Origin of the sequence: Saccharomonospora marina XMU15 (assembly GCF_000244955.1) — a bacterium.
GTDB classification, from domain to species: domain Bacteria; phylum Actinomycetota; class Actinomycetes; order Mycobacteriales; family Pseudonocardiaceae; genus Saccharomonospora_A; species Saccharomonospora_A marina.
This window is the reverse complement of the sequence record NZ_CM001439.1, coordinates 1344383-1368424: the sequence shown is the minus strand read 5'-3', so window position 1 is coordinate 1368424 and position 24042 is coordinate 1344383. Positions and strand designations below refer to the sequence as shown.

The window sequence follows — 24042 nt, the reverse complement described above, 5'->3', positions numbered from 1 at the left end:
GCGCGGTAGCCGGGCTCCGGGCGCGCCTTCACACCCGCCCCAGCCGTCACATTCACCTCAGCAGTTCAGCAGGCGACACCCTTGCCCACCCGTTTGGGGTAACGAGGTCAGCGCTCCACGAAGCCGTCGAGACCGCCCTTGGGAGCGGACCACTGCTCGGCGACGTGGTCCACCTGCCCCGGGGTGTCGGGCGACCTCAGCAGCGCGAGCAGCCGCTCACAACGGTCCTTGCGGCCCTCGGCCACGACCTCCACCCTGCCGTCGGCGAGGTTGGTAGCGCTGCCGACCAAACCGAGTTCGAGCGCGCGGCTGCGCGTCCACCAGCGGAAACCGACGCCCTGGACCCTTCCGTGCACCCAGGCGGTGAGGCGGGCCACCTGCTGTTCCTGCACCACGCCCCCATCGTGCCGCACCTCGGCGACGCAGTGTGCACGACCCGCCACCGGCCCGCTCGCCGGTGGTTACCGGCCGGTGATACTGTCCGCGCGAAGTGCGCCGGTTGGCCCAACTGTCAGCGACTCCCGAAGGAGCATTGCATGGCCCAGTCGCCAGGGTCGCAACCCCGCCCCGAGATCGCTCCTCCTAGCGAGCACGAGGGACGGCTGTCCCGCACCGGCTACCTCGCCCTCGCCGTGAGCGGGCTCGTCGTCGTCACCGCCTTCGCCGCGGTCGCGCAGGTCCTCGCTCCGCAGGACCCGCCCGCCGACGACCGCACGACGGCACAGACCGGGCGCACCGACAACTCCGGCGCGACCGGAGGCGCTGAAGTGGTTCCGGGAGAGGCGGTGCCGGGGCAGACGACCGTGCTCGTCGACGGCGTCGCCGTGACCGGAACCATGCCCCACTCCGACACAGCTGGAACCACCACGGTCAGCGACAACCCGGATCGCACGACCCGTAGCAGCGAACAGCCTCCGCCGAGGCGAAGCTCGCAGCGGCCGACGTCCGGCGGTGAGAACACCACTATCCCGCCCACCACCAGCAAGCCGACGACCACCACCACAACGCCGTCGGAGAGCACGCCGTCTACGACCACGTCGTCATCTGCCTCGGACAGCAGTACCCTAGGAGACTTGGGCTAGGCCGAGGCCCCAACAGCCCCTCGACGTTTGAGCCTCGCCGGTTCCGACTGAGGCAATCCGCATGGCACCCCTTTAGCTTTCAAGCTTCTCGCTAATGTCTGAGACAAACAGAAGTTTTGCGTTCTCAGATCTATCATGAGAAGTACTACGCATAAGGGGGTCCGCCGTGGACGAGCCGAGCACCGAGTTGCTGGAGAGCTACGCCCGGCTGCTCGATCTCGTACGCAGCGGAAAGGCCGACACCCGCCCGGCCCTCAGCCAGCGCACCGGGCTCGGCCGCACCGCCATCACCCAACGCACCAGCACGCTGCTGGACGCCGGTCTGCTCGAAGAGGGCGAACTGAACCCCTCCACGGGCGGCAGGCAGGCCAGAACGCTTCGCTTCCGCAAGGACGCGGGGCACATCCTCACCGCGGAACTGGGTGCCACCAGCTTCACCGCCGGTGTCACCGACCTGATGGGAACGGTGCTGGCCAAGCGGCATCGCGACTGCGACATCGCGCAGGGCCCCGACCCGGTTCTCGACGAGGTCGAGACCGCGCTGGAGGACCTGCTGAACGAGATCGGCGGCAGGCGTGACCAGGTGTGGGGCGTCGGGATCGGCCTGCCGGGGCCGGTGGAGTTCGCAACGGCGAGGCCGTCGGAACCGCCGATCATGCCGGGCTGGAACAACTATCCCGTGCGAGAGCGGTTCGTCCGCCGCTACAGCGCACCGGTGTGGGTGGACAACGAGGTGAACCTGCTGTGCCTCGGCGAACTGCGCACCCCCGGCGCGGTCACCGAACTCGGGGACCTGCTCTACGTCAAGATCGGGACGGGCATCGGGGCGGGCATCAGCAACGGCGGCCGGTTGCACCGTGGGGCGCAGGGTTGCGCGGGCGACATCGGCCACGCCGCCGTCTCCGACGACAACTCGATCGTCTGCCGCTGCGGCAAGACCGGCTGCCTGGAGGCGGTCGCCGGAGGCGCGGCGCTCGCCCGCGACGGTGCGGAACTGGCCAGGTCGGGCAAGAGCCCGGCGCTGGCAGCCGCCCTCGAAGCCAACGGTGCCGTGACCGGGGCCGACGTGACGGCGGCAGCACGCGCGGGCGACCACCACGCCGTGCAGTTGCTGGTGACCGCGGGCAGGCGGATCGGCTCGATGCTGGCCACCATGGTCAACTTCTACAACCCGTCGACGATACTGCTGGGCGGCAAGGTGGCGGGCGCTGGCGATCTGTTCCTGGCCACGATCCGCGAAACCATCTACCGCCGCTCGCTGCCGCTTTCCACCCGCGAACTGCGGATCGAACGGGCACGACTCGGCGAGGAGGGCGGCCTGATCGGCGCCGCGTACATGGTGCTGGACGAACTGTTCTCGGTGCGCTACTTCGGGCTGTGGCTGCCGGAGGGCTCGCCGAGCGGCATGCCGTGGCTGCACACGGTCAACGGCAGGGCCGGGTAGAGCGACTGAGAGGCGGCTGTGAATTCCGCCTGCCCGGGCACTGTTTCGCCGGACCAAGACGTTGTACTGGGTGTAAGCACCCTAGTTTCGCCTCCGAGGTGAGAGCATATGACCACAGCGTTTTCGCAAGCGGCGTTCAGCAGAGCGCCGAGGATGCCGCAGCTGCCGACCATGCCGACCGGCTGGCCCATCGGCTCCTACGACACCTACGAGGAAGCGCAACGCGCTGTCGACCACCTCGCCGACGAGAACTTCCCGGTACACGACGTGACCATCGTCGGCGTCGAGCCGCTGCTGGTCGAGCGCGTCTCAGCCCGGCTGACGTGGGGGAAGGTGCTCGGCAGTGGCGCGATGTCAGGCGCGTGGTTCGGTCTGTTCGTCGGGCTGTTACTGAGCCTGTTCACACCGGGAGCCGGGTTGCTGCCGATCGCGATCGGCCTGGTCTCCGGTGTGGCCTTCGGGATGGCGTTCGCCGCCGCCGGATACGCCGCCACCCGCGGCAGGCGCGACTTCGTCTCACACAGCCAGCTGGTCGCGAGGCGCTACGACGTGCTCTGCCAGCCGCGCAACGCCGAGAACGGCCGCGAGCTGCTGGCCAAGTTCAACATGGGCAGCCACGCCACGCTGTAGCGGCAGGCCCCGGCTCACCGCCGTTGCCGGGGCCTCGGTTGGCAACGCGGGCAGAAGAACGACGAGCGGTTGGTGAACGCTTCCCGCCGGATCGGCGTCCCACAGCGCCCGCAGGGTGCGTCCGCGCGACCGTAGGCAGCCAGCGAACGCTCGAAGTAGCCTGACTGCCCGTTGACGTTGACGTACAGCGCGTCGAAGGACGTGCCGCCCGCGGCCAGCGCCTCGGACATCACCTCGGCGGCGGCCGCGAGCACGGTCTCCGCCTGCCTGGCGGTGAGCCGGTCGGTCGGCCGTGCCCAGTGCAGTTTCGACCGCCACAGCGCCTCGTCCGCGTAGATGTTGCCGATGCCCGACACCAGTGTCTGGTCGAGCAACGCGCGCTTCAGCTCGGTGTGCCGCGACCGCAGCGACCTGCTCACCGTGGCGCGATCGAACAGCGGGTCCATGGGGTCGCGGGCGATGTGCGCGATGGTCTCGGGCACCGGCGTGCCGCCGACCTCGGTCAGGTCGGACAATGACAGCCCGCCGAAGGTGCGCTGATCGACGAACCGCAGTTCGGGCCCGCCGTCGGCGAACCGGAACCGCACCCGCAGGTGCGGCTCGTCGGCCGTGCCCCCGGGTTGAACGAGCAACTGCCCGCTCATGCCCAGATGGGCCAGCAAGGCCGCGCCGTCGTCGAGGTCGAACCACAGATACTTGCCGCGCCTGCGGGCGGCCGTCAGCTTGACGCCGACGAGCCTTGCCGCGAAGTCGGCCGCGCCGGGGACGTGCCGTCGAACGGCCCTCGGGTGCAGCACGTCGACGGCGGAGATCACGCGCCCGCAGGCGTGTCGCTCCAGACCCGCGCGCACCACCTCTACCTCGGGAAGTTCGGGCACGGGAGTCGCCTATTCCTCGGGCTTGAGTTCCTCGGTCAGCTCGCGCCAGGCGAACTCGGCAGCCTTTTGCTCGGCTTCCTTCTTGGTCGTGCCCTCGCCGTGACCGAGATCGCGCCCGCCGACGAACACGACGGCGCTGAACTCCTTGCGGTGGTCCGGACCGGTGTCCTCGACCTTGTACTCGGGGACACCGAGACCCGCCGAGGCCGTCAGCTCCTGCAGGCTGGTCTTCCAGTCCAGACCCGCACCACGCAGCGGCGCCTCGGCGAGCAGGCCGTCGAACAGCCGGTGCACCAGTTCGCGCGCCGTCTCGATGCCGTGCGCAAGGTAGGTCGCGCCGATGACCGCTTCGAGCCCGTCGGCGAGGATGCTGGCCTTGTCCCGGCCTCCCGTCAGCTCCTCGCCCTTGCCGAGCAGCAGGTGGGCACCGAGGCCGCCGTCCCCCAGGTCACGGGCGACACTCGCGAGCGCGTGCATGTTCACCACACTCGCCCGCAGCTTCGCCAGTTGCCCCTCCGGCAACTCGGGGTGCTTGCGGTAGAGGTAGTCGGTCACCACAAGGCCGAGCACCGCGTCGCCGAGGAACTCCAGCCGTTCGTTCGGTGGCAGCCCACCGTTCTCGTAGGCGTACGAGCGGTGGGTGAGCGCGAGCGTGAGCAGCTCGTCGTCGAGTTCGACGCCGAGCGCTTCGAGCAGCGGTGCGGGATTCTCGGCCGGGCCCGTCGGCGACTTACCCCCCATAGCGTGCGCCCTTAAGCTGGCTCGACAACCTGGCGACCGCCGTACTGGCCACAGGACGGGCAGGCGACGTGCTGCGGCTTGGGCTGCTTGCACGCGCGGTTGGGGCAAGCCACCAACTGCACCGGGCGCGCCTTCCACTGGGACCGGCGCGAGCGGGTGTTGGAACGCGACATCTTCCGCTTGGGGACGGCCACGACTGGGTCTCCTCATCAGGCTCTGCTCGCGGCGCGAGCGTGCTTGCGATCTGAGTCGAGCAGCTGCTCCTCAGCTTTGCTGGTCGGAGCCGTTCGCCGTGTTGTCGCCGGGAGTGCTCTCCAGGCGCTCGACAAGCGCGGCCCACCGAGGATCTATGGTCTCATGCCCGTGTCCGGGCTCGAGATCGGCCCACTTCACGCCGCACTCGGTGCACAGTCCCTCGCAGTCCTCACCGCAAAGCGGCACCAGCGGCAGGGCAAGCACGATCGTGTCCCTGACAAGCGGTTCGAGGTCGATCCTGTCGTCCACGATCCTGCTGACCTCGTCGGCGTCCGTGGTGGCCTCGGTGGTGGAGTCGGGGTAGGCGAACAACTCCGTCAGCGCCACCTCGACCTCGTCGGCGATGGGGTCGAGGCAGCGGGCGCATTCACCTGAGGTGTGCGCCGTGGCCGTGCCCGTGACGAGCACACCTTCGACGACCGACTCCAGCAGCAGGTCCACCGCGATCGTGGAGCCCTTCGGCACCGTGATCACGTCGGGGATGCCCATCGGAGTGTCGACCGGCAGCTCACGCCGCAGCGAACGGCTGGAGCCAGGACGCCGGCTCAACTCGTGGGTATCGATCAGCCAGGGGTTACGCGCATCGGCGCGCCCCTGGGCGGCACTCTTCTCAGGCATCGGATTTCCGCACAGATCGATGTGTCAGGACGGCAGGGCGGTCACGTGCCCGGCCTTGCTCGCCTCCAGGGTACGTGAGTCGCGCCGATCAGTGGACCTGATAGTCGTATCCGGCTGAGCGAGCGTTCGGGTAGGGCACGCCCCGGAGCTGGTTGCGTCCCGAGTCGACCGTGCGCAGCGTGGCCGCGAGCAGTTCGGAGAACTCCGCGAGCTTGCCGTCGACGTAGGCGTCGCACTCGACTCGCTGCCGGTCGGCCTCGGCGTGGGCCTCGTCGACGATGCGCGCCGCCTCACCGTGCGCGGCCTGCACCACCTCGGTCTGCGCGACCAGCCGGGCCTGCTCGTGCCTGCCCTCCTCCACGGCGCGGTCGTAGGCGTCGCGGCCGGCCTGCACCATCCGGTCCGACTCCGCGCGGGCGCGCTCGGTCAGGTTGCGGTACTCGACCTCGCCCTCCGCGATCGTGCGGTCGGCATCGTCCCTTGCCTGGGCGAGGATCTCCTCAGCCTCCGCGCGGGCATCGGCGACCAGCCGTTCGGCCTCGGCGTTGGCCGAAGCCAGCGTCTGCTCCGCCTCCTCGCGGGCCTTCGACACGATCTCGTCGCGCTTGTCCAGCACGTCCTGGGCGTCGTCGACCTCGCCCGGCAGGGCGTCGCGCACATCGTCGAGCAACTCCAGCACATCACCGCGCGGCACGACGCAACTGGAGGTCATCGGAACCCCGCGCGCCTCCTCGACGATCGTGACGAGTTCGTCGAGCGCCTCGAACACCCGGTACACGGCAACTCCCTCGCGGCCACGGCTGTATCCCCACGTACAGCCCCAAGTCTGCCCGGTCAGGGCGGATTTGCCGCGAAGGAGTGCCGTGCGGGCGTGTCAGGAGACGTCGATGAGCACGAAGCTGGCGTAGTGGTCGGCGGTGTAGAAGTATTCGCCCGCGTCGCCGGTGACGATGCGCCGCGCCCCGCGGTCAGGGCTGCCCGGTGTCTCGACCGTGTACTCGTGGTAGTAGCCGGTGTCGCAGTCGGGCAGCAACCCCTCGCGGTTGTAGAACGTGCCGCCGTCCTGCGGATACGGGAACGGCCCGCCTGCCTCGATGAGCTCGTAGGTTTCGGCTGCCTGCTCCGGCAGCTCCCGCAGCGGCACCTGCTCGAAGGAGGAGGTGTCGCCGCATTCGGCCGAGGGGCTGAGTTCGGTGGCGGCCACGTTCGCGCCGCCCGCCACGAACGTGGCCAGGAATGCCAGTAAGATCGCAACGATTCGCGCCGAGTGGTTGGTCATTTTCGAACCGTATCGAGCGCGCGTGATCGCCGGGTGGCGTCGGGGTGAACTACTCCGGACGCGTCAGCCGCTGAACCAGCCGCTCGTTCACGACCTCGGGCACCATCTGCGAGACATCCCCGCCGTAGGTCGCGACCTCCTTGACCAGCGAGCTCGACAGGAAGCTGTAGGCGGGGTTGTTCGACATCAGCAGCGTCTCCACGCCGGAGAGCTCGCGGTTCATCTGCGCCATCTGCAGCTCGTAGTCGAAGTCGCTCACCGAGCGCAGCCCTTTGGCGATCGCCACGATGCCGTGCTGGCGGCAGTAGTCCACCAGCAGGCCGTGCCAGGAATCCACCCGCACGTTCGGCAGCTTCTCGGTGATCTCGCGCAGCATTTCCAGCCGTTCCTCGACGGAGAACAGGCCTTGCTTCTTCTTGTTGATGAGCACGGCTACGACGACCTCGTCGAAGAGCTGCGCCGCTCGCTCGATGATGTCGAGGTGCCCGTTGGTCGCTGGGTCATAGGAACCGGGACAGACCGCTCGCCGCATGGCGCGGACGCTACCAACCGGGGCACGGTATCGCGCGAGATGTGACGCAGCGCTCTTTCACGGCTGTGGGGCGTGTTCGGCGAAGAACAGCGCGGTGTCTCCGTAGCGCTTCGACCGCACCTCGCGGAGTCGCTTCGGCCACGGCGGCGCACCGTCCCGTACCGCCCGCTCCACGATCACGAGCCCACCGACGGCAAGCCATCCACCCGTGACGAGCGAGGCGAGCACGGTGGCGAGCACGGTCTCCGCCATGCCGTACGGCGGGTCGGCGAGCACAAGGTCGAACGGCTCCTCCGCGTGCCGCGCCAGCACCGATTCCACCCGGCCGTGGCGCACGGTTCCGCCGAGGCGAAGCGAGGCCACGTTGGCGCGCAACGACTCCGTGGCCCTGCGGTCGGACTCGACGAACACCGCCGTCGCCGCCCCCCGCGAGAGGGCCTCCAGTCCCAGCGCGCCGGAACCCGCGTACAGGTCGAGCACCCGTGCACCATCGAGTTCGCCCGCCGCCTCCAGCGCGTTGAACAGCGCCTCGCGCACCCGCTCGGACGTCGGCCTCGTGCCGTGTGCTGGAACCCGCAGTGCCCTCCCGCCCGCTCGGCCCGCGACGATCCTGGTCATCGTGGCATCCTCGCAAGCGGCGTGAGAAGCGGCGGGACGTGGTGATGCCGTTTCCCGAAGCGCGTAGAGTCGTTCTTCCCCTTTCCCGGCAATTGAGCTGCGAGGAGCGCTGAGTGTCGGAACCTCGGGTCAGACGGGCCGAGATCGCCAACGAACAAGTCCACGTAGACCGGGTGTACGCCCGGCTCGCGACACTTCGCGAACAGGCCGAAGCCATGCGCGCGAAGGGGTACGAGATCGGCCACGGCGCTCAGCGCGAGGCCGTGTTCGAACAGGCGTCGATGCTGTTCGAGCGCGACATGATGGTGCACCACGCCAACCAGACGCTGCAGACGCTGGACGCCGAGTACGAGGGGCTGGTGTTCGGCAGGCTCGACCACCACGGCGACGAGACCGTCTACGTGGGCAGGCTCGGCATCCGCGACGCGGAGTTCAACAACCTCGTCACCGACTGGCGCGCGCCCGCGGCGGCGCCGTTCTACCAGGCCACCGCCGAGGACCCGATGACGGTCGTGCGGCGCAGGGTCATCCGCTGCTCCGGCCAGACGGTGCTGGACGTCGACGACGACGTGCTCATGCCCGAGTCCGTGCCCGATGACATGCGCATCGTCGGCGAGGGTGCGCTGATGGCCGCGCTCGGCCGCGCCAGGGGGGATCGGATGCGCGACATCGTCGCGACCATCCAGAAGGAGCAGGACGAGATCATTCGCGCACCGTGGCGGGGCGTGACAGAGATCACCGGCGGCCCGGGCACCGGCAAGACGGCCGTCGCCCTGCACAGAGCCGCGTACCTGCTGTACCGCTACCGGCGTCAGCTCGGCGGCGCGGGAGTGCTGGTGATCGGGCCGTCCGGAGTGTTCACCAACTACATCTCGCGGGTGCTGCCGTCGATGGGCGAGACCAACGTGGAACTACGCGCGCTGGGACAGTTGCTCGACGGTATCGAGGCCACCAGGCACGACCCCGCACCGCTGGCCGCCGTGAAGGGCTCGCTTCGGATGCGCAAGGTGCTGGCCAAGGCACTGCGCGACACCCCGCCGGACGCGCCCACCGAGATGCGTATCAGCTACCGCGGCGAGGTACTGAAACTGAACGCCAAGGAGCTGCAACGCGTGCGCCGCCGCGTGCACAGCCAGGCGGGCCCGCCCAACAAGTCGCGGGTGCGTGCGGCCGAGACACTGCTGGCGGCGCTGGCCGACAAGGCGCAGGAGTACGCGGACGCGGACGGGCGAACCCTCGACAGGGCAGAGCTGATCACCGAGTTGGGCGAGCGGATCGACTTCCACCGGTTCCTCGTGGTGTGGTGGCCGGTGCTGTACCCGGCGCAGGTGCTGCGCTGGCTCGGCGACGAGCGCAGGCTCGCCCGCGCGGCCAGGTCCGTGCTGAGTGCCGAGGAGATCGCTCTGCTCGCCCGTTCGATCGCGCAGGCACCCGCAGGCTGGTCGGTGGCCGACATCGCGCTGCTGGACGAGCTTCGGGTGCTGCTGGGGCCGCCGCCGAAGCGGCGTCGACGCTCCACGCTCGAACTCGACGCCGAGCAGGCAAGGGACAGCAGGACCACTGGTGTCCGGCAGCGACCCGAGCACTACGACGAGTACTCCCACATCGTGGTGGACGAGGCCCAGGACCTGTCACCGATGCAGTGGCGGATGGTGGGCAGGAGGGGCCGCTACGCGAGCTGGACCGTGGTGGGTGATCCGGTGCAGAGCTCGTGGCCGCAACCTTCGGAGGCTCAGCAGGCGCGCGACCAGGCGTTCGGCGCACGGACGGCGCGTAGGCGCTACACACTGCGCACCAACTACCGTAACTCCGCGGAGATCTTCGACCTGGCACGGCGGGTCGTGGCCGGTCACGCCGAACCCGACGAGTTGCCGAGGGCGGTGCGGGAGACCGGGCTGGTGCCGCAGCTTCGCACCGTGGAGCCCGCGACACGGGAAACGGCGGTGCAGGCCGCGGCGAAGGAGATGCTGGAGGCGGTGGAGGGCACCGTGGGTGTCGTCTGCGCCATGGACAGGGTCGAGCAGACCCAGCAGTGGCTGGCAGCCCAGGCCGACGAACGGCTGCGGGTGGTCGGCAGCCTCGAAGCCAAGGGGCTGGAGTACGACGCGGTGGTGTTGCTCGAACCGACCGAACTCATCGAGGAGTCACTCACCGGCAGGCGCGTGCTGTACGTGGCGCTCACCAGGGCAACGCAGCAGTTGGTGATCCTGTCGTCGCAGGACGATTGGCTTCCCTCGCCGACCGAGGGGACCGACGGGAATGCCGACACCGCGGCCGCGCGTTGATCCGCGATGTGACCTCGCTGCGTGACATCCGGCCCTCGGTGCTCGACCTGTCCCCCGTCGTCAGCGGCTCCGACGCCGCGGCGGCGCTTCGCAACACCCTGGACCTGGCCAGACACACCGAAGCGCTCGGCTACCACAGGTACTGGCTCGCCGAGCACCACAACATGCCCGGTATCGCCAGTTCGGCGACGGCGGTGCTCATCGCGCACGTCGCCGACGCGACGAGCCGGATCCGGGTCGGCTCGGGCGGTGTGATGCTGCCCAACCACGCGCCGCTGGTGGTGGCCGAGCAGTTCGGCACGCTGGAGGCACTGCATCCCGGGCGTATCGACCTCGGCATCGGCAGGGCTCCCGGCACCGACCCTCGCACGGCACGGGCTCTGCGTGGCTCCGCCTCGATGGGCGTGGAGGACTTCCCGCAGCAGCTGCGGGAGCTGCTAACTTACTTCGAGCCCGATCCCGCCCGTGCCGTCAACGCGGTGACCGCCGAGGGCAACCGGCCACCGGTGTGGCTGCTCGGCTCGAGCGGTTACAGCGCGCAGTTGGCGGGTGCGCTCGGCCTGCCGTTCTCGTTCGCGCATCACTTCGCCGCGGAGAACACACTGCCCGCGGTGCGCCTGTACCGGGAGTCGTTTCGACCTTCGCCGGTGCTGGCCGAGCCCTACGTCATGCTAGGCGCGGCGGTGGTCTGCGCCGAGACCGACGAGCGGGCCCGGTGGCTCGCGGCCCCGAGCGGGCTCACCTTCCTCAGCCTGCGCAAGGGCAGGCCCATCCCGCTGCCGACTCCCGAGGAGGCGGCCGAGTACCCCTACACCGATGTCGACAGGGCCTTTCTGGAGCAGCGGCAGGCGAGCAACGTGGTGGGTTCGCCTGAGACGGTCCGCAAAGGACTGGAAGAACTCGCGAACGACACCGGCGCCGACGAGCTCATGGTCACCACGATGGTGTACGACCACGAGGACAGGAAGCGCTCGTACGAGCTGGTGGCCGAGCTGCTGAACTGACGGCCACGCGCCACCCGAACGAGTTACGATGCGCCGGTATCTTGCCAAGTGGGAGGCGACCGGAGGCATTGATTGAGCAGCCGTGAAACCACCGAGCGTGCGTTGGCGGTACACCGGCTACTGAACTCCCAGCGCCCGGTGCCCGCTCAGCCGCTGCCGGATGGCCGCCGTATCCCGCTACCGGACGTTCACCCACCGAAGGCCGACCTGGTGGCGACCCTGGCGAGAAGGCGCTCGACCTACTCGCGCATGGACCGCGACCTCGAGTTGGCCGCACTGAGCGGGCTGCTGCGCTTCTCGGTCGGCGTGCAACGCTTCGTTCCCGCGTTCGGCGTCGAGGAATACCCGCTGAGCATGGCTCCCAGCGCGGGAGGGCTCGACATCCTTCGCGCCTACGTGCTCGTGCGACGCGCCGAACTGGTCGAGCCGGGGGTGTACCGCTACGAGGCCCTTTCCCACGAGCTCATCGAGCTGACCTGCGCCGATCCGGTGCCCGCGCTGCAACACGTGTACCTGCAACACGAGTTCGTCACCAACGCGGCGGTGTCGGTGGCACTCACCGCTCGGCTCGACGTCGCCTTCGACAAGTACCCGCTTCGGCACTACCGCACGCTGCACGTCGACTCAGGCGTCGCCGTGCAGAACCTGTATCTGGTGGCCACCGCGCTCGGCCTGTCGTGCTGTGCGGTCGCGGGTTTCGACGACGCCGCGCTGGGCATGCTGCTCGGCCTCGGTGACGCCGAGATCCCGACGATGCTGTTCGCCGTCGGTCACTCCGACTGAACCATGCCGGGACCCCGGCTTCACCTCGCCAGCAGCCTGCCGAGCACGTCGAACAGCGGGCGCAGCGGCTCCACCTGCTCACGCTTGCTCGCGGCGCACTCGGTGACGGCCGCGCCGACGACCTCCAGCTCCGCAAGCCCTGCCACGGCCGCGACCAGTCGCGCGATGCTGATCCCGCCGGGCTCGTGGTAGCCGGTCCAGCCGAACTCGCCTGCGTCCAGCACATCCAGGTCGATATGCAGGTAGATCTTCGTGGCGCCTGCTTGGCGCAGCGCGGTGACGATGTCGCGCGCCTCGGCGGGCGGCGGGACGTGGCGCACGAGACCTGCCTCAACCACGTCACGCTCGGCCTCGTCGAGGGCACGCGTCCCCGCGAGCACCACGCGACCAGCCGCCACGGCGGGGCTGGCTGCGAACTCGCAGTCACCTTCGCCGAGTAGCGCGCGAAGCACCATGCCGTGGAACGCGCCCGACGGCGAACTGTCCGGGGTGTTGCAGTCGGCGTGCGCGTCGAACCAGACGACGCCGAGGTTCTCCCCGTAGCGGTAACGGGCCACGCCCGCGGGCACCAGGTCGGTACCGCAGTCGCCGCCGATGGTGAGGACCTTTCCCTCGGGAGCTTCGAGAGCGGCCAGTTGCGCGTCCCGGTTTCGCACCAGCACCGCTTTGTTGCCGATACCGTCCACAGTGTCCGATCCGGCGGATCCTGCCGTTTCGACCGCAACCATGTGCACCGGCTCACCGAGCACTTCGGCCGCGAGGGTGGCCAGTGTCCGGCAGCCGTCGGGCAACCGCGTCGCGGCGCCTTGCCACAACGCCCCCTGCCATTGTGGCACCGCGTGAATGCGCATCGTTCGATCGTAGCGGCATCGAGCCGGTCGACCGGTGTCGTTCGTGCTCGCGGGGTGCTGCTGCCCCGCCCCGCTGCCCGCGAGCCCGGCCGGAACGCAGAACTCGTGGGCCGGAACGCAGAACTCGGGGGCAGCAGCGGGGGACTCGCGGGCAGCAGCGGGGGACTCGCGGGTTACTCCAGCACCAGCAGCAGGTCTCCGCCCTCCACCTGCTGCACCGAGTTGGTGGCGAGCCGTTGCACGGTTCCGCCCACCGGCGCGGTGATGGCGGCCTCCATCTTCATCGCCTCGATGGTCGCCACGGTGTCGCCCGCCTCGATGGTGTCGCCTTCGGCAACCGAAGTGGTGACAACACCCGCGAAAGGCGCCGCGATGTGCTTGGGGTTGTTCTTGTCGGCCTTCTCCTTCGCGGGCAGGTCGGAAGCCACCGAACGGTCGCGCACCTGGATGGGACGCAGTTGACCGTTGAGTGTGGCCATCACCGTTCGCATGCCCCGCTCGTCGGCTTCCCCGATCGCCTCCAACTCGATCAGCAGCCGAACTCCCGGCTCCAGATCGACGGCGTATTCCTCGCCCGGACGCAAGCCGTAGAAGAAGTCCTTGCTCGGCAGCACGCTGGTGTCGCCGTAGGACTCCCGGTGTACCTGGAACTCCTTCGTGGGCCCTGGAAAGAGCAACCGGTTCAGCGCGGCCCTGCGGTCGGCCGCAAGCTCGCCCCTGTCCTCTTCGGACAGCGGCTGCACCGGCCTCGGTTCCGAGCGGCCGCGTAGTGCCTTGCTACGGAACGGCTCCGGCCAGCCGCCAGGCGGGTCACCCAGTTCTCCGCGCAGGAATCCGATGACGGAGTCTGGGATGTCGTACTTGTCCGGCTCGGCCTCGAAGTCCTCGGGCGACACTCCGGCACCCACGAGGTGCAGCGCAAGGTCACCGACCACCTTGGACGAAGGGGTGACCTTGACCAGGTGACCCAGAATCCGGTCCGCGGCCGCGTACATCGCCTCGATCTCCTCGAACCGGTCACCGAGGCCCAGCGCACGCGCCTGGCTGCGCAGGTTCGAAAGCTGCCCGCCGGGGATCTCGTGGTGGTAGACCCGCCCGGTCGGCGAAGCCAGCCCCGCCTCGAACGGCGCGTAGATTTTGCGCACGATCTCCCAGTACGGCTCCAACTCACCGATGGCCTGCAGGTCGAGACCCGTCGGCCGGTCCGAGTAGTCGGTGGCCGCGACGATCGCCGAAAGCGACGGCTGCGACGTGGTGCCCGACATCGACGCCACCGCCCCGTCCACGGCGTCCGCGCCCGCCCCGATGGCCGCGAGATAGGTGCCCAACTGCCCGCCCGCGGTGTCGTGGGTGTGGATGTGCACCGGCAGGTCGAACTCCCTGCGCAGCGCGGTCACCAACTTCACGGCCGCGGGCGCGCGCAACAGGCCTGCCATGTCCTTGATGGCGAGCACGTGTGCCCCCGCCCCGACGATCTGCTCCGCCAGTTTGAGGTAGTAGTCCAGCGTGTAGATCTTCTCGGCCGGATTGGACAGGTCGGAGGTGTAGCACAGCGCCACCTCCGCCACGGCTGTGCCGGTGGCGCGGACCGCGTCGATCGCGGGACGCATCTGCTCCACGTCGTTGAGGGCGTCGAAGATCCGGAAGATGTCGATCCCGGTGGCCGCGGCCTCCCCGACGAACGCATCTGTCACCTCGGTGGGATACGGCGTGTAACCCACCGTGTTGCGGCCCCGCAGCAGCATCTGCAGGCACAGGTTCGGCATGGCCTCCCGCAGCGCGGCCAGCCGCTCCCACGGGTCCTCCGCGAGGAAGCGCAGCGCGACGTCGTACGTCGCCCCACCCCAGCACTCCACCGACAGCAGTTGCGGCACCGTCTGGGCCACCACGGGCGCGACGGCCAGCAGGTCCTTGGTGCGCACCCGAGTGGCCAGCAACGACTGGTGGGCGTCACGGAAGGTGGTGTCGGTGACACCGATGTGGGGTGACTCGCGCAGCCACCGCGCGAAGCCCTCCGGCCCCAGTTCGGTCAGCTTCTGCTTGGAGCCCGGTGGCGGCTCCCCCTCGGGCAGCGTGGGAAGTTTGCGCTCCGGGTCGATCAGCCGGGGCCGCTCGCCGTTGGGTTTGTTCACGGTGACATCGGCCAGGTAGGTCAGCAACCTGGTGCCACGGTCGGCCGAATGGCGCGCGGTCAACAGGTGCGGGCGTTCCTCGATGAACGCCGTGGTGATCCTGCCCGCCTGGAAGTCGGGGTCGTCCAGCACCGCCTGCAGGAACGGGATGTTCGTGGCCACACCCCGGATCCGGAACTCGGCGACGGCGCGGCGGGCCCTGCCGACGGCGGTGGCGAACGTGCGGCCCCTGCAGGTGAGCTTCACCAGCATCGAATCGAAGTGCGCGCTGATCTCGGTCCCGGCGAAGGCGGTACCGCCGTCGAGCCGGATACCGGAGCCGCCGGGCGAGCGGTAGGCGCTGATCATGCCGGTGTCCGGCCGGAACCCGTTGGCCGGGTCCTCGGTGGTGATGCGGCACTGCAGGGCCGCGCCGCGTAGGTAGATCCGCTCCTGCGACAGGTCCAGATCGGCCAGTGTCTCCCCCGCGGCGATTCGCAACTGCGACTGCACGAGGTCGACGTCGGTGACCTCCTCGGTCACCGTGTGCTCGACCTGGATGCGCGGGTTCATCTCGATGAACACGTGGTTGCCGTCGCGGTCGACGAGGAACTCCACGGTTCCCGCGTTGCGGTAGCCGATCTGCCGGGCGAACCTCACCGCGTCGGCGCAGATCCGGTCCCGCAACCGTGGGTCCAGGTTGGGCGCGGGCGCCAGTTCCACCACCTTCTGGTGGCGCCGCTGCACCGAGCAGTCCCGCTCGTAGAGGTGGATCACGCCGTCGTCGCCGCCGGTGCCGTCCGCGAGGATCTGCACCTCGATGTGCCTGGGTTGCACGACGGCCTTCTCCAGGAACACCGTCGGGTCACCGAAGGCCGATTCGGCCTCGCGGGAGGCGGCCTCGATCGACTCCCGCAGCGTGCTCGCGTTCGAGACGAAACGCATCCCTCGGCCACCGCCGCCCGCGACCGCCTTGACGAAGACGGGGAAACCCAACTCCTCGGCCGCGGCCGCGAGAGTATCCACATCAGATGACGGCGCGGAGGAACCGAGCACCGGCACGCCCGCCTGCCTCGCGGCCGCCACTGCCCTGGCCTTGTTGCCTGTCAGCTGCAGGATCTCGGCGCTGGGGCCGACGAAGGTTATCCCGGCCTCCTCGCACGCACGGGCCAGTTCCGGGTTCTCCGAGAGGAAGCCGTATCCGGGGTAGATGGCGTCGGCGCCCGCCATGCGGGCAGCACGGACGATCTCCTCAACGGAAAGGTAGGCACGGACGGGGTGTCCCTGCTCACCTATCTCGTAGGCCTCGTCCGCCTTGAGTCGATGCAGCGAGTTGCGGTCTTCGTAGGGGAACACCGCGACCGTTCCCGCGCCCAGTTCGTAGGCGGCACGGAACGCGCGGATGGCGATCTCACCACGGTTGGCGACGAGCACCTTGCGGAACATGACCGGTCCTTCCCGTTCTGCGGATCGGCTGGCCATTGGGACGTTACCCCGCGGTTGTCGCTCCGTGGGAGTTCGCTCTCACGTACTGGACCGCGAGGCGGTCACCTACCGGCCACGCTTCACGACTTCTGCAGGTACTCGGCCCTGTCGGCGTCGATCGTCTCCGCGACCATCCGCGCGAGGCCGGTGTGGTCGGCCAGCGTAGGATCGGCCGCCACGATGCGCTGCGCCACGGTACGTGCGGTCGTGATCACGTCCTCGTCGCGCAGCAGGGACAGCAGCTTCAGTGCCGATCGCTTGCCCGACTGCGCGGCGCCGAGGATGTCGCCCTCCCTGCGCTGTTCCAGGTCGAGCTTGGACAGCTCGAAACCGTCGAGCGTCGACTCCACCGCCTCGAGTCGCGCCCGCGTCGAGGTTCCCGCGACGGCCTCGGTCACGAGCAGGCACAGCCCTGGCACGTCTCCCCTGCCGACCCGGCCGCGCAACTGGTGCAGCTGGCTCACCCCGAAGCGGTCGGCGTCCATGATGACCATCATGGTGGCGTTCGGCACGTTCACGCCGACCTCGATCACCGTTGTCGCCACGAGCACGTCGAGCGATCCCGAGGCGAACGACCGCATCACGGCGTCCTTGTCCTCGCTCGGCAGCCTGCCGTGCAGCACACCGACGCGCAGCCCGTTCAGCGGTCCTTCCGCCAGTTGCGGGGCCAGTTCCAGCACGGCGATCGCGGGGCGCCTTTCGCCGGTGTCCGACGGCGGCTCGTCGCCGATCCGCGGGCACACGATGTAGGCCTGGTGGCCCTTGCCGACTTCCTCCCGCACCCGATCCCATGCCCGCTGCAACCAGGCCGGCTTCTCAGCCACGGGCACGACCGTGGTCGAGATCGGTGAGCGACCGGCGGGCAGTTCCCGCAGCGAGGACGTCTCCAGGTCGCCGTACACGGTCATCGCCACCGTCCGGGGAATGGGGGTGGCCGTCATCACCAACACGTGTGGCGTCGTAGCACCGGCTCCCCTCGACCGCAGCGCGTCACGCTGCTCGACCCCGAAGCGGTGTTGCTCGTCGATGACCGCGAGAGCGAGGTCGGCGAAACCGACGTGTTCCTGGATCAGCGCGTGGGTACCGACCACGATCCCGGCCTGCCCGCTCGCCGCCTCCAGCAGTGCCTGCTTGCGTTGCCGTGCGGGCAGCGACCCGGTGAGCAGCGTGACGCGTGTGGCGTTGTCGGCGCCGTCCAGCTCTCCTGCCCGCCCGAGTTCGCCGAGCAGTTCCCGCAACGAGCGCGCGTGCTGCGCGGCGAGCACCTCCGTCGGCGCGAGCAGCGCTGCCTGCCTGCCCGCGTCCACCACCTGCAACATCGCGCGCAGCGCCACGATGGTCTTGCCGCTGCCGACCTCGCCCTGCAACAGCCGGTTCATCGGGTGCTCGCCGGAAAGGTCCGCTGCGATGCTCTCGCCGACCTGTCGCTGACCTTCGGTCAGTTCGAAGGGAAGTCGGGCGTCGAACGCCTCGGCGATGCCTCCCGCTTTGGGCGGGCACGCGGGCGCGGGCCGCACCCCCGCGGAATGCCTGCGTTGCGCGAAGACGAGCTGGATCGACAGCGCCTCGTCCCACTTCAACCGCGTGCGCGCGGCGTCGAGCGCCTCCCAGCTCGGCGGCCGGTGAATGTGGTGCAGCGCCTCGTTCAGGCAGACGAGCCCGCGCTCCTCACGCAACCGCTCGGGCAGCGGGTCGGCTTCCACCTCCAGCGTGTCGAGCACCTGCCGGACCGCTCTGGCGATGGACCACGAAGGCAGCCCCTGCGCCGCCGGGTAGACCGGAATGATCTCGGCGAGGAAGCTGTCCACCTCCGCCGCGTCGTCGTCGGGGTTGATCAGCTCGTACTCCGGGTTGGCCAGTTGCAGCGTGTTGCGAAAAGCCGTGACCTTCCCGGCGAACAACCCGTTCCTGCCGGGCCGCAACTCCCGTTCCCGCCACACCTGGTTGCCGAAGAACGCACACGACAGCCTGCGGTACCCGTCGGTGATGGTGACCTCGAGGATGGAGCCCTTCCGCGCGCGCATCGGCTTCTTGGTCACCCGCTCCACCCGCGCCAGCACGGTGGCGTGCTCGCCGACTTCCAGCCCCGCGATGTCGGTCAGCTCTCCCCTGCGCGCGTACCGGCGCGGGTAATGCCGCATGAGGTCGCCCACGGTGCGCAAACCCAAGGCGTTGTCCAGCGCTCGCGCGGTCTTCGCACCGACAACCGAGGTCAGGTTGTCCCGCAGCACGGTCATGTCACTCCACACCCATCAGCAGCAGCGCGTCCGTCTGCCCACCGGGATAGCACACCAGTTCGACTTCCGGGTGTGTCTCGCGCAGCCGCTCGGCGATCACCTCGGCGATACCCTCCGGTGCACGGGCGCCGGTCAGCACCGTCACCAGCTCACCGCCGACGGCCAGCATCCGCTCCAGCACGGCCACCGCGGCCTCCGCCACCCGTGAGCCCGGTTCGATCAGCACGACCTCGCCGTCCACCAGCCCCACCAGATCGCCTGCCTGTGCCCTGCCCACCCAGGTGATCGACTCCTGCTGCGCGACGGCGATGTCGCCGCGGTGAGTGGCCGCGGCCGCCTCGGCCATCGCCACCACGTCGGCGCCTGCACGCCGTCGCGGGTCGTGCACCGCCAGCGCGGCGAGCACCTGCACCGGTGAGGCGCACGGCACCACCACGACGTCGAGATCGGCGAGCATGGGATGGCCGCAGATCCGTTCGGCCGCCGAGGTGAGTGCGACGCCGCCGGGCAGCACGGTCACGTGTCTGGCGCCGGTCTCGGTGACGAGCCCGAGAAGTTCCTCGGCGCTCGGCTCCAGGCCGTCGCCGACGGCGAGCACGGGGACCCCTTCGGCGTCGACCAGTTCGGCGAGCGCGGCTGCGTGCACGACGGCGACCACGGCACGCTCGCCCCCCGTCACCCCGCTCCCGGCGGGTGCCGGACTCATCAGCGGCTCGACGCGGATGTCGTGTGGCGTGCCGTGTCGCAGTCCCGCCTCGATGGCGGCGCCGATATCCGCACAGTGCACGTGTACCGCGTGCTCGCCCGCGCCGTCGGCCGCCACCGTGACGCTGTCCCCGAGGCCCGACAGCGCCCTGCGTAAGGCGGGCAGCTCTTCGTCGGCGATTCCGGACAGCAGGTACATCACCTCCCACGCGCGTGGCGGTGCCTGCTCGGGCGAGGCGACGGCGTCGAGGACGTGCTCCTGCTCCACCGTGTCGCCGGTGACGACTCGGACGAGCGCGTCGAGCACCGCGAGCAGTCCTCGCCCTCCCGCGTCGACAACCCCTGCCACGGCCAGCGCGGCGAGCTGCTTCGGGGTCCGTGCCAGCGCGTCCGCCGCCGCCTTGGCCGCGCCGGTGACCACCTCGTCGAGGTGGCCCTCGCCCGCGCCCGCGGCGGCGGCGTGCAGCACGCTCAGCATCGTGCCCGCCACCGGCCGGGCGACCGCATCCGTCGCGACCCTGTCGGCCCTGCGCAATGCGGCCGCCAACGCGGGCCCGTCCAGTTCACGCGCGTGACCCGCCGACTCGGCGATGCCGCGCAACACCTGCGAGATGATCGTTCCGGAGTTGCCCCGCGCGGCACGCACGGCGGCTCTGGCGAGCACGTCGAGCGCCGCACCCGCACCGTCCGGCTCGGTGTGCGCGGCCAGCGCCGTGTGCGCGGCGGTGAGGGTGTGCAGCAGGTTGCTGCCGGTGTCGGCGTCGGCGACCGGGTAGACGTTGATGCCGTCGATGTCCTCCCGCAGCGCTTGGAGGCTCGACACGCAGGCACCGGCCCATGCCCGCACGGCCGCCGCGTCCAAGGCCCGCACCGCGTATCCTCCAAGGCTGGATCGAGGGTTTCTCGCGAGGGTAGCGACCCGGCGGCAGCAGCTGGGAACGCACCGGCTACCCTGTTCGAGTTGCCCGGCGTCGCCGGGACGTTCGTGATACCTAGTTCTTCGAGGAGTGTTCGACGTGGCTGCCGTGTGCGACGTCTGTGGCAAGGGGCCGGGCTTCGGCAAGTCGGTCTCGCACTCTCACCGGCGCACCAACCGCCGGTGGAACCCCAACATCCAGACCGTGCACGCGAAGGTCGGGCTTTCCCAGAAGAAGCGCCTGAACGTGTGCACCTCCTGCATCAAGGCGGGCAAGGTCGTTCGGGGCTGACGCCACAGTTCTTGCGCGGACGGCCCGGTGACCCGAGTGGTCGCCGGGCCGTTTCGCTGCGCGCGGGCCCGAACTCAGGGCAGCTTCCAGTCGATCGGCTCGGCACCCTGCCTTCGCAGCAACTCGTTGGTGCTGCTGAACGGGCGCGAGCCGAAGAAGCCGTTGTGCGCCGACAACGGGCTGGGGTGTACCGACTCCACGCACGGAACCGAGCCGAGCAGCGGCTTGAGCTTGCGAGCGTTGCTTCCCCACAGGATCGCCACCAGCGGCTTGTCCCTGGCGGCCAGCGCCGTAATGGCCTGCTCGGTGATCTTCTCCCAGCCCTTGCCCTGGTGGGAGTTGGGCTTGCCCGGCCGCACGGTGAGCGCACGGTTGAGCAGGAGCACGCCCTGCTCGGTCCACGGGGTGAGGTCCCCGGTGGACGGCTGCGGGTGGCCGAGGTCGTCGCAGTACTCCTTGAAGATGTTGACGAGACTCTTCGGCAGCGGGCGAACGTCGGGCGCCACCGCGAAACACAACCCGATCGGGTGACCTGGAGTCGGGTAGGGGTCCTGCCCGACGATCAGTGCGCGCACCTCGTCGAAAGGCTGTTTGAACGCGCGCAGGATGTTCTCGCCCGAGGGAAGGTACGTGCGGCCCTCGGCGACCTCGGCGCGGAGGAACTCCCCCATCGCAGCGATCTGATCGGCGACGGGTTCGAGGGCGCATGCCCATCCGGGATCGACGATTTCGTGCAGCGGTCGCGCGGTCACGGCACGCGAGCTTAGCTCACCCGGGGGAACCAACCGCACGCCCTCCGCGAGTCCCCCGCTCTCACCCACGAGTTCCCCGCTCTCGCCCACGAGTTCCCCGCTCTCGCCCACGAGTTCTGCGCTCCCGCGGCGACGGTGTCAGTGGCGTTCAGTCCAGCCTCCGCAACTCCGCCCGAAACCGCTTCGCCCTTGCCACGTAACCGTCCACGACAGCGGCGATCTGCTCCGGTCCGAACGCGGTGTTGGGTCTGGTCCTGGCGGGCACGCCGAGGGCGATGTGGCCGGAGGGCACCCGCGAGTCGTACGACAGCACGGCGCCCGCGCCAACCATTCCGCCGTCCTCGACGACGGTGCCGTTGAGCACGACCGAACCCGATGCGATGAGGCAGCCGGTGCCGATGGTGGCGCCCTCGACGTGCACCGAATGCCCGATCGCGGAGTTCGCCCCGAGAATCGTGGGATGGCGCTGAGTGCAGTGCAGCACGCAACCGTCCTGGACGTTGGAGCGTGGTCCCAACTCGATATAGCCGTTGTCCCCTCGCAGTACGGTGCCCGGCCATACCGAAGCCTCCGCCGCGATGCGCACGTCACCGATCACCGTCGCGTCCGGATGAACGTAGGCATCGGGGTGGATACTCGGCTCCAACTCCGCCAGCGCGTAGATCGCCATGCCGCTCTACAGTCCCTTCGCGAGGCAGACACTCAACGGGTCGTCACGGTAGTGCCCGAACTTGGCGATGTCGGCGTAGCCGCTGGAGCGGTAGAGCGCGATCGCTTCCGGCTGCCGGGTACCCGTCTCGAGCACCACCCGCTTCCTGCCCGCGTCCACCGCCGTGCGCTCCAACTCGGCGAGCAGTACCCGCGACAGTCCCCGCCCCCTTGCCGACGGCACCACGTACATGCGCTTCAGCTCCGCATCACCGGGCAGGAACTCGGGCAAAGGGCCGTCGTGCGCGCGCCAACCGCCGCACGCCACCGGCGCGCCGTCGAGGTAACCGACGACGAACAGTCCTCGCGGTGGCGCGAACTCCGACACGTCGACGGGCGTCACATCCGGATCGCCGTAGCGCGTCACGTACTCCTGCTGCACCTCGTCGATGAGCTTCACCGCGTCGGGGTGGTCGAACGGCACGGTACGGATGTGCAACCCGGTCATCGGCTCCTCCCACGGAATCGGCGCGGTCACCCACCGCGCCTTCGAGTCATCCAACCGGATCAACGCCAGTGTTCCCAACCTGTTTCCCGCTCGTACGGCACGCCGTCCACCGTGACGCCGCTTTCCGGCATCAGCGCGACACCGATTCTCGTCCAGCCCTGCGGCAACTCCACGCTGGAGGGGAACGTCGCGGCAAGAGCGTGATCCTCGCCACCGGTCAGCACCCAGTGCAGCGGGTCGGCCCCGAGCGCGGTGCCAACGTCGACGAGTTTCGGGGCGACGGTGAGCAACTCGGTGCGTACGTCGAACCCCACCCCGGATGCCTGCGCCAGATGCCCGAGATCGGCGAGCAGCCCGTCGGAGACGTCGATCATCGAGGTGGCGCCCGCGATCGCGGCCTGCGGGCCCGCGGCATAGGGCGGTTCGGGGTAGCGCTGGGCGTTGACCACTCCCACCGGCGACCGGAAACCACGCCCGAGCACGGCGAGTCCGGCTGCCGCCCAGCCGAGCCTGCCGCAGACGGCGAGGACGTCGCCCGGGCTGGCACCGGATCTGGTGACCGGCGGCCGTCCGCCGAGGTCGCCCAGCGCGGTAATGCTGATCACGATCTCCTTGCCGCTCACCATGTCCCCGCCGACCACGCCGACGCGGGCCCGTTCCGCTTCCGCCGCGATGCCGTCGAACAACTCGGTCGCCACCGACACCGGCGTCTCGGGCGGGCATGCCAGACCGACCACAACCGAGGTCGCCACGGCGCCCATCGCGCAGATGTCGGACAGGTTGACCGCCACCGCCTTTCGGCCGACGTTGCCGGGGCTGGACCAGTCCAGCCGAAAGTGCACACCCTGCACGAGGGTGTCGGTGGTGACGACGACTCTGCCGTCCGGCGCCGCCACGACCGCCGCGTCGTCACCTGGACCGAGCAGCGTGGTCGACGGCTGCGCCCTCCCGGTCGTGACCTCACGGATCAACCCGAACTCGCCGATCGCCGAGACGGTCTGCTCGCCCGGCGTTGGGCTGCCGTCCACTCCCACCTCCGTTGTTGCACAGGGCGCCAACTACTCGGATATCCGATCGTTGCAGCACTGAGGTACGTTGCTGCCAACGTTCCTATCCTGAGCACACCGTCGCAGACGAAGGGGCGCGCCGTGGTTCACGCATACATCCTCATTCAGACCGAGGTCGGGAAGGCGGCATCCGTCGCCGCCGAGATCGCGAACATTCCCGGCGTCACTAGTTCGGAGGACGTTACGGGGCCCTACGACGTGATCGTGCGCGCCGCGGCGGACAACGTGGACGAGTTGGGGCAACTCGTCGTGGCGAGGGTGCAGAACGTCGAAGGCATCACGCGCACGCTGACCTGCCCTGTGGTGCACCTGTGAGTGGCA

25 protein-coding genes are annotated in these 24042 nt (G+C 69.5%); 8 read left to right on the top strand and 17 right to left on the bottom strand.

Annotated elements, in window-relative coordinates; all coding sequences use genetic code 11:
- Positions 1-107: 107 nt before the first annotated feature.
- The gene (locus SACMADRAFT_RS06455; protein ID WP_040926145.1) at positions 108-395 is read right to left on the bottom strand and encodes an acylphosphatase; all 288 of its coding nucleotides are present in this window, start codon (positions 393-395) and stop codon (positions 108-110) included.
- Positions 396-536: 141 nt separating this feature from the next.
- Here SACMADRAFT_RS06455 and SACMADRAFT_RS06450 point away from each other — a divergent pair, with 141 nt between their 5' ends.
- The 3 genes from SACMADRAFT_RS06450 (at position 537) to SACMADRAFT_RS06440 (ending at position 3156) form a co-directional block, all read left to right on the top strand.
- On the top strand, positions 537-1082 hold the full coding sequence (locus SACMADRAFT_RS06450) for a hypothetical protein (protein WP_009152983.1): 546 nt from the start codon (positions 537-539) through the stop codon (positions 1080-1082).
- A gap of 166 nt (positions 1083-1248) precedes the next feature.
- The gene (locus tag SACMADRAFT_RS06445; protein ID WP_009152982.1) at positions 1249-2526 is read left to right on the top strand and encodes an ROK family protein; all 1278 of its coding nucleotides are present in this window, start codon (positions 1249-1251) and stop codon (positions 2524-2526) included.
- 108 nt (positions 2527-2634) lie between these two features.
- On the top strand, positions 2635-3156 hold the full coding sequence (locus SACMADRAFT_RS06440; protein WP_009152981.1) for a general stress protein: 522 nt from the start codon (positions 2635-2637) through the stop codon (positions 3154-3156).
- A 14-nt stretch (positions 3157-3170) separates the two neighbouring features.
- Here SACMADRAFT_RS06440 and mutM read toward each other — a convergent pair whose 3' ends face one another.
- The 8 genes from mutM to rsmD form a co-directional block, all read right to left on the bottom strand.
- The gene (gene mutM / locus SACMADRAFT_RS06435) at positions 3171-4034 is read right to left on the bottom strand and encodes a bifunctional DNA-formamidopyrimidine glycosylase/DNA-(apurinic or apyrimidinic site) lyase (RefSeq protein ID WP_009152980.1); all 864 of its coding nucleotides are present in this window, start codon (positions 4032-4034) and stop codon (positions 3171-3173) included.
- Between the two features lie 9 nt (positions 4035-4043).
- Positions 4044-4775, bottom strand: a complete 732-nt coding sequence (rnc, locus tag SACMADRAFT_RS06430) for a ribonuclease III (RefSeq protein WP_009152979.1) — start codon at positions 4773-4775, stop codon at positions 4044-4046.
- A gap of 11 nt (positions 4776-4786) precedes the next feature.
- Positions 4787-4969 (bottom strand): 50S ribosomal protein L32, encoded by a 183-nt coding sequence (gene rpmF / locus SACMADRAFT_RS28980; RefSeq protein ID WP_009152978.1) that lies wholly within the window; start codon positions 4967-4969, stop codon positions 4787-4789.
- A 70-nt stretch (positions 4970-5039) separates the two neighbouring features.
- Positions 5040-5648, bottom strand: a complete 609-nt coding sequence (locus SACMADRAFT_RS06425) for a YceD family protein (RefSeq protein ID WP_009152977.1) — start codon at positions 5646-5648, stop codon at positions 5040-5042.
- A gap of 88 nt (positions 5649-5736) precedes the next feature.
- Positions 5737-6426 (bottom strand): ATP synthase F0 subunit B, encoded by a 690-nt coding sequence (locus SACMADRAFT_RS06420; protein WP_009152976.1) that lies wholly within the window; start codon positions 6424-6426, stop codon positions 5737-5739.
- Positions 6427-6522: 96 nt separating this feature from the next.
- The gene (locus SACMADRAFT_RS06415) at positions 6523-6927 is read right to left on the bottom strand and encodes a ribonuclease domain-containing protein (RefSeq protein ID WP_009152975.1); all 405 of its coding nucleotides are present in this window, start codon (positions 6925-6927) and stop codon (positions 6523-6525) included.
- 49 nt (positions 6928-6976) lie between these two features.
- Positions 6977-7459, bottom strand: a complete 483-nt coding sequence (coaD, locus tag SACMADRAFT_RS06410; RefSeq protein WP_009152974.1) for a pantetheine-phosphate adenylyltransferase — start codon at positions 7457-7459, stop codon at positions 6977-6979.
- 57 nt (positions 7460-7516) lie between these two features.
- Complete coding sequence (gene rsmD, locus SACMADRAFT_RS06405) at positions 7517-8077, bottom strand: 16S rRNA (guanine(966)-N(2))-methyltransferase RsmD (protein WP_009152973.1); 561 nt, start codon at positions 8075-8077, stop codon at positions 7517-7519.
- A 113-nt stretch (positions 8078-8190) separates the two neighbouring features.
- Between rsmD and SACMADRAFT_RS06400 the strand changes: the two genes are divergently transcribed.
- From SACMADRAFT_RS06400 to SACMADRAFT_RS06390, 3 genes are all read left to right on the top strand, one after another.
- Positions 8191-10362 (top strand): HelD family protein, encoded by a 2172-nt coding sequence (locus tag SACMADRAFT_RS06400; protein WP_009152972.1) that lies wholly within the window; start codon positions 8191-8193, stop codon positions 10360-10362.
- Between the two features lie 8 nt (positions 10363-10370).
- Positions 10371-11366 (top strand): LLM class flavin-dependent oxidoreductase, encoded by a 996-nt coding sequence (locus tag SACMADRAFT_RS06395; RefSeq protein WP_198285937.1) that lies wholly within the window; start codon positions 10371-10373, stop codon positions 11364-11366.
- Between the two features lie 72 nt (positions 11367-11438).
- Entirely contained in the window at positions 11439-12149 is a 711-nt protein-coding gene (locus SACMADRAFT_RS06390) for a SagB/ThcOx family dehydrogenase (RefSeq protein WP_009152970.1), read from the top strand.
- A gap of 20 nt (positions 12150-12169) precedes the next feature.
- Here the strand turns inward: SACMADRAFT_RS06390 and SACMADRAFT_RS06385 are convergent, their stop codons facing one another.
- From SACMADRAFT_RS06385 to SACMADRAFT_RS06370, 4 genes are all read right to left on the bottom strand, one after another.
- Positions 12170-13000 (bottom strand): arginase family protein, encoded by an 831-nt coding sequence (locus SACMADRAFT_RS06385; RefSeq protein WP_009152969.1) that lies wholly within the window; start codon positions 12998-13000, stop codon positions 12170-12172.
- Positions 13001-13173: 173 nt separating this feature from the next.
- On the bottom strand, positions 13174-16557 hold the full coding sequence (locus SACMADRAFT_RS06380; RefSeq protein WP_009152968.1) for a pyruvate carboxylase: 3384 nt from the start codon (positions 16555-16557) through the stop codon (positions 13174-13176).
- Positions 16558-16676: 119 nt separating this feature from the next.
- Positions 16677-18833: an ATP-dependent DNA helicase RecG gene (gene recG, locus SACMADRAFT_RS06375; RefSeq protein ID WP_009152967.1), complete on the bottom strand. Its 2157-nt coding sequence runs from the start codon at positions 18831-18833 to the stop codon at positions 16677-16679.
- Between the two features lies 1 nt (position 18834).
- The gene (locus SACMADRAFT_RS06370; protein WP_009152966.1) at positions 18835-20409 is read right to left on the bottom strand and encodes a DAK2 domain-containing protein; all 1575 of its coding nucleotides are present in this window, start codon (positions 20407-20409) and stop codon (positions 18835-18837) included.
- 145 nt (positions 20410-20554) lie between these two features.
- Here SACMADRAFT_RS06370 and rpmB point away from each other — a divergent pair, with 145 nt between their 5' ends.
- Positions 20555-20746, top strand: coding sequence for a 50S ribosomal protein L28 (rpmB, locus tag SACMADRAFT_RS06365; protein ID WP_009152965.1), 192 nt, complete (start codon positions 20555-20557; stop codon positions 20744-20746).
- 74 nt (positions 20747-20820) lie between these two features.
- Here the strand turns inward: rpmB and SACMADRAFT_RS06360 are convergent, their stop codons facing one another.
- The 4 genes from SACMADRAFT_RS06360 to SACMADRAFT_RS06345 form a co-directional block, all read right to left on the bottom strand.
- Positions 20821-21498 carry a uracil-DNA glycosylase gene (locus SACMADRAFT_RS06360; protein WP_040926142.1) on the bottom strand — a complete coding sequence of 226 codons (678 nt, stop codon included), beginning with the start codon at positions 21496-21498 and terminating at the stop codon, positions 20821-20823.
- A 148-nt stretch (positions 21499-21646) separates the two neighbouring features.
- Positions 21647-22168, bottom strand: a complete 522-nt coding sequence (locus tag SACMADRAFT_RS06355; RefSeq protein WP_009152963.1) for a gamma carbonic anhydrase family protein — start codon at positions 22166-22168, stop codon at positions 21647-21649.
- A gap of 6 nt (positions 22169-22174) precedes the next feature.
- Entirely contained in the window at positions 22175-22645 is a 471-nt protein-coding gene (locus tag SACMADRAFT_RS06350) for a GNAT family N-acetyltransferase (RefSeq protein ID WP_040926141.1), read from the bottom strand.
- Positions 22646-22713: 68 nt separating this feature from the next.
- Positions 22714-23682 carry a thiamine-phosphate kinase gene (locus SACMADRAFT_RS06345; protein ID WP_009152961.1) on the bottom strand — a complete coding sequence of 323 codons (969 nt, stop codon included), beginning with the start codon at positions 23680-23682 and terminating at the stop codon, positions 22714-22716.
- A gap of 120 nt (positions 23683-23802) precedes the next feature.
- Here SACMADRAFT_RS06345 and SACMADRAFT_RS06340 point away from each other — a divergent pair, with 120 nt between their 5' ends.
- Positions 23803-24036, top strand: a complete 234-nt coding sequence (locus SACMADRAFT_RS06340) for an Lrp/AsnC family transcriptional regulator (protein ID WP_009152960.1) — start codon at positions 23803-23805, stop codon at positions 24034-24036.
- The last annotated feature ends 6 nt before the right edge of the window (positions 24037-24042 follow it).

What these genes read in the sequence shown, in the direction of transcription:
- SACMADRAFT_RS06450 (WP_009152983.1), top strand. Translation starts at nt 537, where the DNA reads ATGGCCCAGTCGCCAGGGTCGCAACCCCGCCCCGAGATCGCTCCTCCT.
- SACMADRAFT_RS06440 (WP_009152981.1), top strand. Translation starts at nt 2,635, where the DNA reads ATGACCACAGCGTTTTCGCAAGCGGCGTTCAGCAGAGCGCCGAGGATG.
- rnc (WP_009152979.1), bottom strand. Translation starts at nt 4,775, where the DNA reads ATGGGGGGTAAGTCGCCGACGGGCCCGGCCGAGAATCCCGCACCGCTG.
- SACMADRAFT_RS06425 (WP_009152977.1), bottom strand. Translation starts at nt 5,648, where the DNA reads ATGCCTGAGAAGAGTGCCGCCCAGGGGCGCGCCGATGCGCGTAACCCC.
- SACMADRAFT_RS06415 (WP_009152975.1), bottom strand. Translation starts at nt 6,927, where the DNA reads ATGACCAACCACTCGGCGCGAATCGTTGCGATCTTACTGGCATTCCTG.
- coaD (WP_009152974.1), bottom strand. Translation starts at nt 7,459, where the DNA reads ATGCGGCGAGCGGTCTGTCCCGGTTCCTATGACCCAGCGACCAACGGG.
- rsmD (WP_009152973.1), bottom strand. Translation starts at nt 8,077, where the DNA reads ATGACCAGGATCGTCGCGGGCCGAGCGGGCGGGAGGGCACTGCGGGTT.
- SACMADRAFT_RS06385 (WP_009152969.1), bottom strand. Translation starts at nt 13,000, where the DNA reads ATGCGCATTCACGCGGTGCCACAATGGCAGGGGGCGTTGTGGCAAGGC.
- SACMADRAFT_RS06380 (WP_009152968.1), bottom strand. Translation starts at nt 16,557, where the DNA reads ATGTTCCGCAAGGTGCTCGTCGCCAACCGTGGTGAGATCGCCATCCGC.
- recG (WP_009152967.1), bottom strand. Translation starts at nt 18,833, where the DNA reads ATGACCGTGCTGCGGGACAACCTGACCTCGGTTGTCGGTGCGAAGACC.
- SACMADRAFT_RS06355 (WP_009152963.1), bottom strand. Translation starts at nt 22,168, where the DNA reads ATGGCGATCTACGCGCTGGCGGAGTTGGAGCCGAGTATCCACCCCGAT.